A 14,591-nucleotide genomic window follows, 5' to 3' on the forward strand; every position below is an offset into this window, starting at 1 on the left:
AATGGGAAGCAAAAAGTTTAATAGAGCTCTTTTCTTACCATTAACTCTTTCACTTCAAATTATTTCTAGTCCAGTTGAGGCCTCTAATCCTCAAAACCAGCCCATCATTATCAATGTCGTTGGTGATGTCCATGGGGAAAGTGCGATTAATCGAAAAGCTATCCCTGCTTTGAAGAAGTACTTTGCAGATGGCGACCTCAATATCTTCAATCTCGAAACTTCAGTTACATCTGAGACTAAGAAAGAAGAGAAGGAATATAACTTCAAGACCGATGTCCGGTTTTTAAAGTCGTTACGCGCCGTCGGTTTTAACGTTGCCAACGTTGCCAATAATCACAGCTATGACTATGGACTTGATGGATTCATTGATACTTTACAAAATTTGAGATCCACCGGTTTTACCTATGTAGGTGGTGGCAGGAATAGCGAGAGCGCCTACCAAGGTCGCATATACACAATCAATGGAATCAAGATTGCACTTCTTGGTCTTGCCAAGGTTCACGGTGGACCTGATTCAATCGCAAGGAAGGATAAAGCCGGCACCACTAATGGTTATGACTCAGCTTCATCCGAAGCGGCAATCACTCGCCTTGATAAAGCAAGTGATGTACTCATCGTTCTTACCCACTGGGGAGAAGAAGGCACATTTACTCCAAGAAACTATGAGATTGCCAGCGCAAAGAAGTGGACCTCACTTGGTGCTGACATCATCGTAGGAAGCCATTCGCATACTCTTCAGCCAATTACCTATGTAAATAAGAAGCTTGTGGCCTATTCACTGGGCAACTTCATCTTTTATTCATCGCATATAGATAATCGAAAAACGGCAATCCTTAAGATTCAAATCAATTCGAAGAAACGCATCTCTTACAAAGTCAAGCCATTCATAATTAATAATCTGACGAAGGTCCCAGAAATCGAAGTTTCTGAAGCTACGGTTTAGGCAAATACAACAGTGCGATGACCGACGATAAAGATTCGATCTTCGGCATATAACTTCACTGCACGAGCAAGAACTCGACGTTCAATATCGCGACCCAGCGCAATCATCTCTTCTGGAGTTGCTGAATGGTTCACGTGCGCAACATCTTGTTCGATGATCGGACCTTCATCCAGATCAGCAGTAACAAAGTGAGCTGTTGCGCCAATAATCTTTACGCCACGGTCATGCGCTTGGTGATATGGCCTTGCACCTTTGAAGCCAGGTAAGAATGAGTGATGAATGTTGATGATTTTTCCTGGCATTGCAGCGCAAAATGTTGAAGAGAGAATCTGCATGTATCGAGCGAGAACTACGAAATCTATCTTGAGTTCTGCAATCTTTGCCAGCATTACCTTCTCTTGCTCGGCCTTGTTCTCGGCTGTGACTGGAAGATAAAGGAATGGAATTCCGTGTGATTCAACGAGTGACTTGAGTTCTTCACGGTTAGAGATAACCAATGGAATTTCAATAGGGAGTTCGCCGAGTTCAAGCAAATACATCAAATCGCGTAGGCAGTGGCTCTCTTTAGTAACAAGAACGAGTGCACGAGGCTTCTCAGCGGTGGGGCGAATATGAAGTGCTGGTGAGAACTTACCGAGACCTTCATTAAGGCTCTTATGCGCAGCATCGAGTCCTTGTGAAGTCTCAAAGCGAGTACGCATCACAAAGGTATTTGTTGTGTGATCTGTGAACTGTTGGTTCTCAATGATGTTACCGCCGCAATTAAGCACGGCAGTAGTCATCGCGTGAACGATGCCTGGCTGATCCGCACATTGCAGGGAAGCGATGAGATCCATGCTCGTAAGTTTAAAGGGAACTAGTGAGTAATGGTAAATCGCTGCATCCACTTAGGTGCCCACCAGTTGCGCTCACCAAAGAGGCGCATCAAAGCAGGTACCAAGAGGGCGCGAACGATTGTTGCATCGAGAATCACCGCAAGGGCAACGCCAAATCCCATCGACTTGATGGAAGTGACGCCGCTCGAGATAAAGGCTGCAAAGACAACTGCGAGAAGAACTGCTGCTGCAGTAATAATTCGCGCAGAACGTTGAAGTCCAGTTGCAACGGCTTCGACATTATCTTTGCCAGCTAGGTGCTCTTCGCGTATGCGAGAAAGTAAGAAGAGTTCGTAGTCCATAGAAAGCCCAAATACGACGACGGCAATCAAGATAACAATGGATGTATCTAGTGTTCCGGTGAGAGTAAATGAGCCAACGAGCCACTGAAGATGTCCATCAATGAAGACCCAAGTAAGAACACCCATAGTTGCGGCGAGTGAGAGAACGTTTAGCAGCACTGCCTTAATTGGAAGAATGATCGAACCAGTGAAGATGAAGATGAGCACCAATACGCTTAGCGCAATCCAACCCAGCGCCCAAGGTAACGTAGATGAAATGCCATCTTGTGAATCGGTGTAATCCGCAGCTACTCCACCCACCAGCGTTCCTTCAGGAGAAGATAGATCGCGAATCTCATGGATAAGCGCTTGCGCTTCAGGTGTTCGCGGAAGCATTGATTGATATGCAACAAGTCGAACATCTTGACCAATTACTTGTGGCGGAGCAACAGCGATAACGCCAGAGACTTGACCAATCTTTGCAGCGTAGGTTGCGATCTCTTCGGTCTTATCAATTCCATCGAAGATTACAATTTCAATAGGGGTTCCTGTTTGTCCAGGGAATCGCTCTGATTGGAGCGCAGTTGCAACTGCTGCAGGATTATCTGCAGGAAGCATTCGTGAATCACCTTGTGCGAATTTAATGTTCTGCACAGGAGCCGCCATGATGCCAAGAACAATGAGTGAAAGAATGACAACAGCGGTAGGGCGCTTCATCACCATACGTGCAGTGTTTGCCCAGCGACCATCTTCTTTCGGCGTGATTGCTGATTTTCTAATGACGCCCTTGTCGATCTTCTTTCCAACGAGAGCAAGAATTGGTGGCAATCCCAAGATTGCGCCGACAACAGCAAGTGCAACTACAGATACACCGGCATAGCCAAATGATTTAAGGAATGGAAGAGGGAAGAAAGTCAGCGAGACCATGGTGACAAGAACGGTAAGACCTGAGTAGAAGACAGTCTTTCCTGCAGTTGCCATAGTGGTGATGACAGAGTCTTCAACGCTCTTGCCGTGATGGATCTCTTCACGGAAGCGATTGACCATCAAGAGCGCGTAATCGATTCCCAGCCCTAACCCCATACCAGTTGTGAGGTTGAGTGCGTAGACGCTTACTTCAGTAAAGAGTGAGATGAGATAGAGGATAAAGAAGGCTCCCAAGATTGCTGCAACGCCAACAATAAGCGGCATTGCAGAAGCGGCGAGAGCGCCAAATACAAAGGCAAGGAGAACAAAGGTAAGTGGAATAGAGATTGCTTCTGAGATTTTTAAGTCTTTGCTGATCTTCTCAGTGATGGCATTTCCAACTACACCAACGCCACCTGCATAGAGAGTGAGGCCATCAATTTTTCCATCGTACTTTTCCTGGAAGATCGCGCCGAGCTTCTGGCTCTTAGGTGTAAATGCTTCTCCATCGCCGTAGATAAGAATGAAACCAGCCTTTCCGTCTGAAGATTTCAGAGTTTGTTCGCCACCTGAACTCCAGAATGAAAGTGTTTTAGTAACGCCTTCTTCTTGCGCCATCTTCTTCTCTAGCGCAAGCGCTTTCTGAGTAACGATTGGATCAGTGATATCGGTATCACCCGAATCAAGAACAACTACAACTGCAGGATCTTGAACCTTTAACTCGTCACGAAGATATTCATAGACCTTGTATGAGTCACTGTTTGGGTTTGAGTAGCCACCTGAATCGAGTCTGCTGAAGATCAGTGAACCGATTGCTCCTGTAAGCAAGATTCCAATGACAAAGAGGGCAACTGCGCTCTTCTTATAACGGACAAGAACATGACCAAGGCGCTCAAACATGAGTTAAGTATGTAGGATTGCGTTATCGGTTTCGAATTTAAAGAACAGGTGTTCCCTCATGAGCGATGTGTTTCCTACAACAACTGAGGATGAACGCGACCCTCGTGAGGACCAGAATGAAGATCGACGTCGCGAAGAAGAGATTAAAGGCGATAAGCCGCCACATCACGGTTAATTTATTCTGAAGTTGAAGCTGGCTTTGAAACGGAGTCGGTCTTGTAGAAACCTGAACCCTTAAATACAACGCCTACTGCCGAATACACCTTACGAACTTCGCCCTTGCATTCAGGACATTCTGTCAGCGGTGATTCAGAGAAACTTTGGAAAGCTTCGAAGGCGTGGTCGCACACGGAGCATGCATATTGGTATGTAGGCACAATGTGACCTTTCTTCTATTCGTTCTTGGGTATCTATGCCTAAGTCTAAAGAAGTGAGACGATAGGCGCGAATCCACGCGGGTTCTGAGCACCGATATCGAAATAAAAGAGGAGTATGTGAGCATGAAGAAGGTCAGCGTTATCGCATTGGTCATTGGAGCAATTTTCTTAACACCCATGACTGCCTTCGCCAATACTCTCGTTGCAACTTCTCCGCTTTCTGGAGCAACTCTGCAAAGCGCACCGAGCGCCGTAACCATCACAACAGAACTACCTTTGATGGATACTGGAAACGAAGTTTCAGTGACTGATCCAACGGGTGTCCGAGTAGATGATGGCGCGCTCACCATCGATGGCATCAATGCCGTTATCGGTCTTAAGCAGTTAGTGAAGACCGGAATCTATAGCGTCAACTATTCGCTCTTGGCAGAAAATGATGTTCCGCTCGTTGGAACATTTACATTTAATTTTGCTGAACCTACTGTGATTGCAACAGTGGCTCCTGAACCATCAAAAATTCCAACACCTTCAGGAAATAATCTTGGAACAACAATTTTTGTTCTTGGGCTTCTTGCGGCAGCAGTAGTAGTCACTATTGCGCTCTCTCTATATGCGAGAAAGTTATATAGAGATCGATGAATTTTCTGTCAGGCAATCTGACTTCTGTTGAATTTCTAGGAACTCTCAACAAATCAGTTTCAACTCTTGCCGCATTTGCATTTATCGGCTGCCTCCTAGCAACGTCGTTTCTATTGCCAGAGCATGAAGGTGCATTTGAAAAGAGCTCACTGGCGCTGCGTAAGAAGCTTCGTATCTTCGGATTTATCTGGCTGGCTACAAGTGCCTTCCAGATCATTCTCACCCTTGCAAATATCTTGGGAACATCTCTTCTCGATGCCTTTGACACGACATCGCTTAACTCCTTTCTCACACAGGTAGATCTCGGTAAGTACCTGGGATATCAATTGGCGCTGATTGCTGTGGTCGTTTTGGGTATTAATCTCGTCAACAAAGTTCTCGCTAGCACTATCTTCTTGGGACTTTCACTGATTGCCCTTGTCATACCGGTCTTTCAAAGCCACTCTGCAGCAAGCGGATCGCACTCATTAGCAATTGGTGCTCTCGTCATACACGTTGCGGGTCTATCGCTCTGGGTCGGTGGAATTCTCGCGCTACTTCTTATCTCATCCGATGATCGCACCATGGCACTTCCTCGATTTAGCCAACTGGCTTTATGGGCTGCAATCTCTGTTGTAGTCAGTGGAATTGCGAGTGCATGGACGCGACTTAACTTTGAGGCAGCATGGTCAACTGGGTATGCACGGGTCATTCTTCTCAAAGCGCTCCTTACCCTTGTCCTGATTTTCCTTGGCTATCGAAATCGCAAGACTCTTCTAAGCAGCGATAAAACTGGCTGGAATTTAATGGGTCGAGTCCTTGCAATTGAAGCGCTGATCATGGGCGTGACAGTTGTTCTAGGAAGTTGGTTATCGAGTTCTCAGCCACCACTTGCGCCCAATGTGAAGTACAGCCCAGCGCTTTCGATCGTTGGAATGGCTACACCAGAAGCACCTAGCTTCACGCGTTTACTTACCGCATATAACCCAGATGCACTCTTTATCGGTGTACTCATCATCCTTGTCGCTCTCTATATCAAGGGTGTAATTATTCTGAAACGTCGTGGTGATTCATGGCCGGTGGGAAGAACAATTGCATTTGCACTCGGTATTTCTGCACTCGACTTTGCAACAAGTGGCGGCTTAGGCGTCTACGCCCTCTTCTCATTTGAATATCACATGATCGCTCACATGGTCATCGGCATGGTGGCCCCAATCGGAATCGTGCTGGGAGCACCAATTACTCTGGCTCTGCGCACACTTCCACTGGGTCGTACAAAAGACGAACGTGGCGTACGTGGCATGTTGATTGCATTCCTACATTCACGTTATTCCGTGATTCTCACCAACCCATTGACCGCACTTGCTTTATTCGATGGCTCACTCTTTGTTCTCTACTTCACCAATCTCTTTGGAAACCTCATGCAATCGCATGCGGGCCACCTCTTTATGAATATCCACTTCTTCCTAGCTGGATTCCTCTTCTTCCATGTCATTATCGGAATTGATCCCAACCCAAAGAAGATTCCTCACATTGTTCGCATCGTGATGCTCTTTGCTGCCATGAGCATTCACGCATTCTTTGCAATCTCATTACTTGCAACAACTACCTTGATTGATCAGGGTTACTACGCTTCTCTTCAAACACCATGGCTTACTGACCTACTTGCAGATCAGCATGCAGCTGGTGCAATTGCATGGGGGATGGGCGAAGTTCCAATTATCTTGGCGCTGATTGCCACCTTTATTCAGTGGATGCGTGATGATTCACGCGAAGCTAAGCGCATCGACCGCAATGAAGCTCGTCTTGCCGCCATGGGTGAACCTGATGAATTAGCGCAATACAATAATTATCTCAGCCAATTGCAGCGTCGCGATGAGAGAGAAGGAAAGCAATGAGTCTTGAAAACATCTTTACTCTCCCATCTGAGTACAACGATTTACGCGATAGCTTGCGATCACTTTCCGAAAATGAAATTGCGCCATTTGCGCGCGAAGTTGATGAAGATCATCGCTATCCCCAAGAAGCACACGATGCACTTGTGAAGTCAGGGCTTTTCGCAGCGCACGTTCCTTCCGAGTTTGGTGGAGATGGCGCAGATGCACTTGCAACATGCATCATCATCGAAGAAGTCGCACGCGTATGCGGTGCCTCATCTCTAATTCCGGCAGTAAATAAGTTGGGCTCTCTGCCACTGATTCTTGGTGGAAGTAAAGAACAGAAAGAGCGCTGGCTACGTCCACTCGCTCAAGGAAAAGGTTTCTCTTACTGCTTATCCGAATCTGAATCTGGTTCTGATGCTGCATCTCTAAAGACAAAGGCAGAGCGCAAAGGCGATTCGTGGGTAATTAATGGAAGCAAGAAGTGGATCTCAAACGCCGGTGTCTCTGAGTTCTACACAGTCATCGCTCAGACAGATCCTTCACTTGGCTCTAGAGGGATAACAGCATTTATTGTTGAAAAGTCGGATCCCGGAGTCTCTTTCGGTGCACCAGAGAAGAAGATGGGATTCCGCGGTTCTCCAACGCGAGAGGTCTACTTCGACAATGTAACTATTGGAGATGATCGACGCATCAGCGAAGTCGGAAAAGGTTTTGCTCTCGCAATGGATACCCTCGATCACACCCGCATCACCATTGCAGCGCAGGCACTTGGATTGGCGCAAGGCGCACTCGATGCCGCCAAGAAGTACTCGCATGAACGTAAACAATTTGGCAAAGAGATCTTTGATTTCCAAGGCGTTCAATTTATGTTGGCCGATATGGCAATTGCAGTTGAAACAGCTCGCCAAATTACGTATGCAGCTGCAGCTAAAAGCGAACGTGGCGATAAGGATTTGAAGTTCTTCTCAGCAGCAAGCAAGACCTATGCAACTGATGTCGCCATGAAAGTGACAACTGATGCAGTGCAGGTACTTGGCGGGTATGGATATGTTTCAGATTACCCAGTCGAGCGAATGATGCGCGATGCCAAGCTGACTCAAATCTATGAAGGCACCAACCAGATTCAGCGAATTGTTATCGCTCGCAATCTTCCTTAATTGAATTTTTGAAATCTAAGGATTAAATCGGGCGTTGCCGCTGCATGTAATGGAAAATCCCATGGTTCGCGCGGTAGATCTTCACTTGAAATCTCGTCGGGATGAATGAGACCAATCGACCAGGCAGCTAGTTGCGGAAGTGCACGGTCGTAATAACCACCACCTTGGCCAAGACGATAACCACTTCGATCGATACGAAGTGCGGGAACAATGACAATTTCAATCTTGCCAATATCGCTGATTGCCGGACCCACGGGTTCAAGAATTTTCTTTGCTTTCTCTAAACCTTCTGGCTCGCCAGTCCAGCGAACCCATTCGAGCTGATCGCCATTGATGCGGGGAAGAACGAGAGTTTTTCCTGCTGTGATAAGTGCTTGGTTGAGTTGATGAGTATCTGGTTCATCGCCATATGACATGTAACTTGCAATGGTGGTTGCGCGAGTGAATTCTGGAGAACTCACAAGAAATTCAAAGGTATGTTCGATGTAACGCGCGTTACGTTCTTGGCGGTATCGAGTTCGAAGTGATGACTTTTCTTCGCTGATACCCATGAAATCCCCTAGTACGTAGACCTGTGCAAGTAAGGTTAGTGATTATGTCAGAACGATTGCGCGTAGATGAAGTACTTACTTCTCTTTTAGAAATATGCCGTCCTCTCGACCCATTTGATATGCCGCTTCTTGATGCGCATGATGCAACCCTTGCTGAAGATATCTTCGCCGGCGAACGTCTTGTCATGAAAGCCGGAAGTCGTATTCGCTCAACTCAGATCGGTCTTGCTGCTTCAATCGGACTTGATCACCTGCCCACTCGACCACATCCACGTGTTGTCGTGATTTCGGCTGGCCCGGATTTAGTTGAACCAGGAACTCCGCTCAAAGCTGATGAAGAGTACGAAACAAATTCTTGGCTGCTCACCACAGCCGTGCGCGAAGTCGGCGCAGTTGCCTATCGCGTTCACTCGATTCCAGATGATGAATCACAATTGCAGAGCGTGATTGAAGATCAGCTGGTCCGCGCAGACCTCATCATTATTAGCGGCGAACGCCATGACGACTCTTTCGATCTCATCACTCGTACCCTCGAAAAGATGGGTGAAGTGAAGACAGTTGATATTGCCATTGAATCCAGCGGTCGCCATAACTTCGGAACCATCGGACCAGATAAGACTCCGGTAGTCACGCTTCCTGGCGACCCAATCGCTGCCTACATCTCATTTGAACTCTTGGTCAGACCCATGATTCGCACCATGCTTGGTACAGCAACAATTCATCGCCCATCAGTAAAGGCGAAGCTTGAGAAGGCGCTTACTTCATCCGGTGGCGATCGCTCATACGTTCGCGCAATCTTGAGCGAAGATGGAAAGTCTGTAACGCCACTGAGCTCGCAGGATGAGCAGGCAACGCTTTCTGATGCCAATTCTTTTATCGCAGTACCCGAAGGCGAAACTTCACTGACTGCAGGTGCCGATGTCACTGTTGTCGTGCTCGAACGCCGATACCTCTAAAGCGCGATTTCTATGTGGCCTGTAGTTCTTCACGGAGATGAAATCACTCTGAGGCCCGCTAGATTTCGAGATCGTGCTCGCTGGAATAACGTCCGTGCCGAAAACCGAGAGTGGTTAAGCCCTTGGGAAGCAACGCTTCCGCAGATTCCAGAAGATAGCCCGGCTAGCGAATTTCACACAAAGCGCCCTTCTTTCTTTGAGATGGTCGCAAATCTCAATCGCGAAGCTCGTGCAGGTCGCTCATATTCATTCCTCATCTGGAACGGCAGTAATCTGGTCGGACAGATAACTATGGGTGGCGTTATGTATGGAGCTCTCCGTGGAGCTCATATTGGATATTGGATCGATCTCAATTTCGCCAACCGTGGGTTCACAACCCAAGCGGTGAAGTTGGTATCTGCCTTTGGTTTTTCACAGTTGGGGCTACATCGCATTGAGATAAATGTGCGCCCTGAAAATGCAGCATCATGCAGGGTTGCCGAGAAGGCAGGCTTTGAATTAGAAGGCCACCGCAAGGCTTTTCTGCATATTGATGGAGCATGGCGAGACCATGTCTGCTTCGTTAAGAACAATGAATTAATCAAGTAAACCCCCCTTGAAATCCAAGGAGTTAAAGGCCTGCACCTCTAATCTTTACCCATCATGGCTTCGGGAATTATCTATCTAGCGATTATTGGCATGTGGGTTGCCTATTTTCTGCCTCGCTGGGTACATAACAAGAACGAATTTTCGGGAAAGAGCGTTGAAAGATATAAAAGCGCTCTTCGTGTAGTTGCAAGTAATACTCCGGGAGCAAATACAACTTCCGGTGTTATCTATACAGATGTCGATCGTGCAGGACGCGTAGCCCAACAACTTATGCGCCGCAGAATAATTTTCTCTCTCATCACAATCACAATGATTCTTACAACGGTAGGTGCAATCATGCAGACCTTCACATATTTAGCCATCGCTCTTCCAGTAACTGGATTGGTTATCTACATCGCCCACGTGCGACGTCAAGAAAATAGTGATCGCATTCAACGTCGTCGCGTTGATCAACTGCATCGCACCACTGAAGGTGTTTCACATACAAACCTTGCTGATGTACTGACAACAAAGACACATCATGAAGTAAAGATTAATCAGGACCACTGGGTGCCTCTTGCAGAGCGCGAACTCACTGGAGTGACTTTGCTTCCAAAAGGAACAGCACAATCACGTGCCGAGTGGCAACCAAATGAGATTCCAGTCCCAACATATGTCAATGCGCCTAAGGCAGTTCAGGCAAAGCGCGTTATTGATTTAACTGAGCCAGGTAAGTGGACTGAAGAACAAGAGCGTCTTGAGCGCGAGGCACTTGCTGCAGCTGCGCCTTCACGCGATGAAGTATTTGATCAGCAATTAGCTGATGAAGCAGTGCAGCGTCTGCGCGAAGTTCGCGCCGCGAATCAGTAACTAAACCTTTAAATCCAGCTCGGGAACCACATGCGAGAGCGCCATGCCTCGTATGTGATGACATCGCCTAAATAGACAGGCAAGAAGTAGAGAAAGTTAAAGAAGAGCACGACAAATGCTGCAGCGATAATTACTTCTCCCACCCGTGCATAATGAGAAAGTATCCAGCGCGCACAATAAAGAAGAGCAAGAATCAAGAACGGTTCAAAGACAATTGCGTAGAAAGTAAAGACTGTGCGTTGTTGATAGAAGAACCACGGAAGATACCCAGCTGCTATTCCGGCAACAATCAAAGTAAGTGCCGGCTCCATCTCCTTAAGAACAATTGCGCGGATCCACATTCCAAATACAACAAAGATTGCGATTGCACCTAGCCACCATAAGAAGGGTGTGCCCAGTGCGAGAATTTCTTGAGAACAACTTTCGCTTCCACATCCTTGCGGAGTTTCGTAATAGAAAGATGTTGGCCGACCCATGACAAGCCAGCTCCAGGGGCTTGCTTGATAGGTGTGTTTATCTGTTAAGCCTGTATGGAATCCCAACATTTGTTGGTGGTAGTAAATAAAGGACGAAAATACATTTGATGAGTAGTTACGATCCCAACCGCGGTTACTTGCAAACCATCCAGCCCAAGAAGATATGTAGATGACTAGCGGAGTAATCCCAAATTGTCCGATGCGCGCAAGTGTTGGCTTGAGCAAGTCACGACCTGAGTGGTGAGTGAATGCTCGGTACAACCCAATCGCTCCGAAAACTGCAATGAAATAGAGAGCGCTCCACTTTGTTCCAAGTGCCAAGCCCAGTGCTATTCCGGTCCACCAATAGCGTTTGGTAAGGAATAAATATGTTGCAACAAGAATAAAGAAGGCAAGGAAGTTATCAAGTAGCGCAGTTCTGGAATGGACTAAAGCAAGACCATCGATTGCCATTAAGCCTGCAGCAAGAGCTGTGAGAACCGTCTTTCTAAAGAGGCGATGAGCGATAAGTGCAATCAATAGAATCATCAAAGAACCTACGAGAGCGCTGGTGAATCTCCAGCCAAAGCTATCGTCGCCAAATACTTTGATTCCAAGTGCAATCAACCATTTACCAACAGGTGGATGCACAATGAATTCAGCTTTATCTCCAGAGACTTCAACGCCGTATGCCAGCAAATCGCGTGCACCATCGACGTAATAGACCTCATCGAAGATAAATCCCTTTACTCGTCCCAGATCAACGATGCGGAGTATGAAAGAGAGAAGTGCGATGAGTATCGGAGCAATAGCTGCAACCATAAGTACAGAATATGGGAGGATTCGCATATGGCCCTAGTTCTTGCAGCGACTCCACTTGGAAATCCGCTCGATGCAAGCGCACGCCTCAAGAACGCTATCGAATCTGCTCAAGTAATTGCCGCAGAAGATTCACGTCGATTCCATCGCTTAGCCTCAGATTTGGGCGTCACATTTACCGCTCGCATCATCTCTTTCTTCGAAGGTAATGAAACAGATCGCACCCAAGAAATTCTTCAACTGCTTCGAGAAGGCAAAGAAGTACTTGTTGTGACAGATGCAGGAATGCCAACAATCAGCGATCCTGGTTTCCGTTTGATGCGCGATGCCATCGCTGAAAATCTTCCTACTGTTGTTATTCCTGGACCAAGTGCTCCAACGATGGCGATTGCCCTTTCTGGACTTCCTACCGATCGCTTTACCTTTGAAGGTTTCGCACCTCGCGCACAAGGTGCGCGCAATACTTTCTACGAGTCACTCCGCTTTGAAGAGCGCACGATGGTGATTTTTGAAGCGCCTCATCGACTCCATGAATCACTTGTCGATGCTGCAGCAATCCTTGGTGAATCTCGCAGAGGTGCAATTTGTCGCGAAATGACAAAGACCTACGAAGAAACAATTCGTGGCACTTTGGCTGAACTCATTACCTGGGCTGCTGGTAAAGAAGTACTTGGTGAAATCACATTGGTCATCGCTGGAGTTGAGGCTGGCTCGCAGAGCAAGACCGCCGATGATGCAGTTGCTCGAGTCCGCGAATATGAGGCCGCTGGAATGGACCGAAAAGGCGCGATCGCTACCGTCGCCGATGAATTCGACCTTCCAAAGAAGATCGTTTATGCAGCCGTAGTCGATGCGAATAAGATGAGCAGATGAAGTCTTTCTACCTGACTACGCCTATTTACTATGTAAATGATGCGCCACATATTGGCCATGCATATACAACTGTTGCCGGCGATGTCCTGACTCGTTGGCATCGCCAGCGCGGTGAGTCAGTCTGGTTCCTTACCGGAACAGATGAACACGGTCAGAAAGTCATGCGCACTGCAGAACAGAACAGCGTTGCACCGCAAGCGTGGGTCGATAAGTTAGTTGCCGATGCGTGGAAACCTAATTGGGAAGCGCTCAATATCGCTAACGATGACTTTATCCGCACCACCGAACCGCGCCACACAGAGCGCGTTCAGAAGTTCTTGCAATCACTCAAAGATTCTGGCCATATCTATGCAGGTAAGTACGAAGGTCCTTACTGCGTTGGCTGCGAAGAATTTAAGCTACCTGGCGACCTCATTGATGCCGATGGTGAAAAGCTCTGCCCAATTCACAGCAAGCCAATCGAACTCGTTAATGAAAATAACTGGTTCTTCAAGCTCTCTGAATTCGCGCAACCACTTATTGATCATTACAAGAACAATCCTGAAGCGTGCCAACCAGAAAGCGCGCGCAATGAAGTCGTTTCATTTCTCGAAGGCGGCGTTTCAGATCTCTCAATTTCACGCTCGACATTCGACTGGGGTATTCCTGTTCCTTGGGATACTGATCAAGTTGTCTATGTTTGGTTTGATGCTTTGCTCAACTATGCAACAGCAGTAGGACTTACCGATGCACCAGATTCTGAAGGTGGCAAGAAGTTTGCAGCGACATGGCCTGCAGATGTTCACCTCGTCGGAAAAGATATTTTGCGCTTCCACGCAGTGATCTGGCCAGCAATGCTTATGGCTGCCGGAATCGAGATTCCCAAGAAGGTATTTGCACACGGTTGGTTGCTCGTCGGTGGCGAGAAGATGTCAAAGTCCAAGCTCACCGGTATTGCTCCATCAGATATCACCGACCACTTTGGCGTCGATGCATTCCGCTATTACTTCTTGCGCGCAATTCCATTCGGCAGCGATGGATCTTTCTCTTGGGAAGATATGAGCGCTCGTTACACATCTGAACTCGCAAATGACTTCGGCAACTTGGCATCACGCCTTGCTGCAATGATTGAAAAGTACTGTGGCGGAAAAGTCCCTGCAGTTGCTAAGGATGCAGCTCTTGCTGAGTCACTTCAGATAACTGTCGATAAGGCAGATGCAGCAATGGTCGCACTCGATTTCCAAGGTGGAATCAACGCGGTGATGGATTACTGCAAGCAGGTCAATGGCTTTGTCACAATCAAAGAGCCTTGGATTCTTGCGAAGGATCCTGCCAACCAGGCTGTCCTTGAAGAAGTTTTATATAACACTGCTGAAGCACTTCGCGCACTTGCTGTTCTGCTCCACCCAGTTATGCCTGCAACTACAGAAATCTTGTGGGAATCACTGGGCGCAAAAGAGGCACTTGGCGAAATTGGAAAGCAAGAAATTTCTAACGTTGCGACCTGGGGTCAGTTGCCACAAGGTGCAACTGTCACAAAGACTCCGGTCTTATTCCCACGGTTAGAAGTTAAAGAGTAAA

General features: G+C 47.3%; 14 protein-coding genes. 9 read left to right on the forward strand and 5 right to left on the reverse strand.

Features of this window, described 5'->3' with window-relative positions; all coding sequences use genetic code 11:
• The first annotated feature begins 1 nt into the window (after position 1).
• A complete protein-coding gene (locus A1sIA56_RS00560) occupies positions 2–943 on the forward strand; it encodes a CapA family protein (protein WP_095673028.1) in 942 nt (313 codons plus the stop codon).
• Here A1sIA56_RS00560 and purU read toward each other — a convergent pair.
• The 3 genes from purU to A1sIA56_RS00575 all read right to left on the reverse strand — a co-directional run bounded on the left by purU (position 940) and on the right by A1sIA56_RS00575 (position 4,282).
• On the reverse strand, positions 940–1,779 hold the full coding sequence (gene purU, locus A1sIA56_RS00565; protein ID WP_095673029.1) for a formyltetrahydrofolate deformylase: 840 nt from the start codon (positions 1,777–1,779) through the stop codon (positions 940–942). The genes A1sIA56_RS00560 and purU overlap by 4 nt on opposite strands.
• Positions 1,780–1,799: 20 nt before the next feature.
• Positions 1,800–3,905 (reverse strand): MMPL family transporter, encoded by a 2,106-nt coding sequence (locus tag A1sIA56_RS00570; protein ID WP_095673030.1) that lies wholly within the window; start codon positions 3,903–3,905, stop codon positions 1,800–1,802.
• Between the two features lie 176 nt (positions 3,906–4,081).
• On the reverse strand, positions 4,082–4,282 hold the full coding sequence (locus A1sIA56_RS00575) for an FmdB family zinc ribbon protein (protein WP_095673031.1): 201 nt from the start codon (positions 4,280–4,282) through the stop codon (positions 4,082–4,084).
• A 123-nt stretch (positions 4,283–4,405) separates the two neighbouring features.
• On the opposite strand from A1sIA56_RS00575, the gene A1sIA56_RS00580 reads away from it, so the two are divergent.
• Genes A1sIA56_RS00580 through A1sIA56_RS00590 form a run of 3 tightly spaced genes read left to right on the forward strand, consistent with a single transcriptional unit; the run spans position 4,406 to position 7,940 of the window.
• Entirely contained in the window at positions 4,406–4,921 is a 516-nt protein-coding gene (locus A1sIA56_RS00580) for a copper resistance CopC family protein (RefSeq protein WP_095673032.1), read from the forward strand.
• Complete coding sequence (locus tag A1sIA56_RS00585; RefSeq protein WP_095673033.1) at positions 4,918–6,798, forward strand: bifunctional copper resistance protein CopD/cytochrome c oxidase assembly protein; 1,881 nt, start codon at positions 4,918–4,920, stop codon at positions 6,796–6,798. The genes A1sIA56_RS00580 and A1sIA56_RS00585 overlap by 4 nt, the downstream gene beginning before the upstream one ends.
• Positions 6,795–7,940, forward strand: a complete 1,146-nt coding sequence (locus A1sIA56_RS00590; protein WP_095673034.1) for an acyl-CoA dehydrogenase family protein — start codon at positions 6,795–6,797, stop codon at positions 7,938–7,940. Before A1sIA56_RS00585 ends, A1sIA56_RS00590 begins: the two co-directional genes overlap by 4 nt.
• On the opposite strand, the gene A1sIA56_RS00595 is transcribed toward A1sIA56_RS00590, so the two are convergent.
• Positions 7,937–8,491, reverse strand: a complete 555-nt coding sequence (locus A1sIA56_RS00595; RefSeq protein WP_095673035.1) for a 5-formyltetrahydrofolate cyclo-ligase — start codon at positions 8,489–8,491, stop codon at positions 7,937–7,939. The genes A1sIA56_RS00590 and A1sIA56_RS00595 overlap by 4 nt on opposite strands.
• A gap of 44 nt (positions 8,492–8,535) precedes the next feature.
• Between A1sIA56_RS00595 and A1sIA56_RS00600 the strand changes: the two genes are divergently transcribed.
• Genes A1sIA56_RS00600 through A1sIA56_RS00610 form a run of 3 tightly spaced genes read left to right on the forward strand, consistent with a single transcriptional unit; the run spans position 8,536 to position 10,884 of the window.
• Positions 8,536–9,447: a molybdopterin-binding protein gene (locus A1sIA56_RS00600; RefSeq protein WP_095673036.1), complete on the forward strand. Its 912-nt coding sequence runs from the start codon at positions 8,536–8,538 to the stop codon at positions 9,445–9,447.
• A gap of 12 nt (positions 9,448–9,459) precedes the next feature.
• A complete protein-coding gene (locus tag A1sIA56_RS00605) occupies positions 9,460–10,035 on the forward strand; it encodes a GNAT family N-acetyltransferase (RefSeq protein ID WP_095673037.1) in 576 nt (191 codons plus the stop codon).
• A 54-nt stretch (positions 10,036–10,089) separates the two neighbouring features.
• Entirely contained in the window at positions 10,090–10,884 is a 795-nt protein-coding gene (locus A1sIA56_RS00610; RefSeq protein ID WP_095673038.1) for a hypothetical protein, read from the forward strand.
• Between the two features lie 8 nt (positions 10,885–10,892).
• Here the strand turns inward: A1sIA56_RS00610 and A1sIA56_RS00615 are convergent, their stop codons facing one another.
• Positions 10,893–12,161: a dolichyl-phosphate-mannose--protein mannosyltransferase gene (locus A1sIA56_RS00615; RefSeq protein ID WP_223298440.1), complete on the reverse strand. Its 1,269-nt coding sequence runs from the start codon at positions 12,159–12,161 to the stop codon at positions 10,893–10,895.
• 27 nt (positions 12,162–12,188) lie between these two features.
• On the opposite strand from A1sIA56_RS00615, the gene rsmI reads away from it, so the two are divergent.
• Both rsmI and metG read left to right on the forward strand, forming a co-directional pair.
• Complete coding sequence (rsmI, locus tag A1sIA56_RS00620) at positions 12,189–13,031, forward strand: 16S rRNA (cytidine(1402)-2'-O)-methyltransferase (RefSeq protein WP_095673040.1); 843 nt, start codon at positions 12,189–12,191, stop codon at positions 13,029–13,031.
• Positions 13,028–14,590 (forward strand): methionine--tRNA ligase, encoded by a 1,563-nt coding sequence (gene metG, locus A1sIA56_RS00625; protein ID WP_095673041.1) that lies wholly within the window; start codon positions 13,028–13,030, stop codon positions 14,588–14,590. Before rsmI ends, metG begins: the two co-directional genes overlap by 4 nt.
• The last annotated feature ends 1 nt before the right edge of the window (position 14,591 follow it).

The organism is Candidatus Planktophila sulfonica (assembly GCF_002288065.1).
Lineage (GTDB): Bacteria > Actinomycetota > Actinomycetes > Nanopelagicales > Nanopelagicaceae > Planktophila > Planktophila sulfonica.

Excerpts from the sequence above, each read along its gene's own strand:
- A1sIA56_RS00560 (WP_095673028.1), top strand. The coding sequence starts at position 2 with ATGGGAAGCAAAAAGTTTAATAGAGCTCTTTTCTTACCATTAACTCTT.
- purU (WP_095673029.1), bottom strand. The coding sequence starts at position 1,779 with ATGGATCTCATCGCTTCCCTGCAATGTGCGGATCAGCCAGGCATCGTT.
- A1sIA56_RS00570 (WP_095673030.1), bottom strand. The coding sequence starts at position 3,905 with ATGTTTGAGCGCCTTGGTCATGTTCTTGTCCGTTATAAGAAGAGCGCA.
- A1sIA56_RS00580 (WP_095673032.1), top strand. The coding sequence starts at position 4,406 with ATGAAGAAGGTCAGCGTTATCGCATTGGTCATTGGAGCAATTTTCTTA.
- A1sIA56_RS00585 (WP_095673033.1), top strand. The coding sequence starts at position 4,918 with ATGAATTTTCTGTCAGGCAATCTGACTTCTGTTGAATTTCTAGGAACT.
- A1sIA56_RS00590 (WP_095673034.1), top strand. The coding sequence starts at position 6,795 with ATGAGTCTTGAAAACATCTTTACTCTCCCATCTGAGTACAACGATTTA.
- A1sIA56_RS00595 (WP_095673035.1), bottom strand. The coding sequence starts at position 8,491 with ATGGGTATCAGCGAAGAAAAGTCATCACTTCGAACTCGATACCGCCAA.
- A1sIA56_RS00600 (WP_095673036.1), top strand. The coding sequence starts at position 8,536 with ATGTCAGAACGATTGCGCGTAGATGAAGTACTTACTTCTCTTTTAGAA.
- A1sIA56_RS00605 (WP_095673037.1), top strand. The coding sequence starts at position 9,460 with ATGTGGCCTGTAGTTCTTCACGGAGATGAAATCACTCTGAGGCCCGCT.
- A1sIA56_RS00610 (WP_095673038.1), top strand. The coding sequence starts at position 10,090 with ATGGCTTCGGGAATTATCTATCTAGCGATTATTGGCATGTGGGTTGCC.
- A1sIA56_RS00615 (WP_223298440.1), bottom strand. The coding sequence starts at position 12,161 with ATGGTTGCAGCTATTGCTCCGATACTCATCGCACTTCTCTCTTTCATA.
- rsmI (WP_095673040.1), top strand. The coding sequence starts at position 12,189 with ATGGCCCTAGTTCTTGCAGCGACTCCACTTGGAAATCCGCTCGATGCA.
- metG (WP_095673041.1), top strand. The coding sequence starts at position 13,028 with ATGAAGTCTTTCTACCTGACTACGCCTATTTACTATGTAAATGATGCG.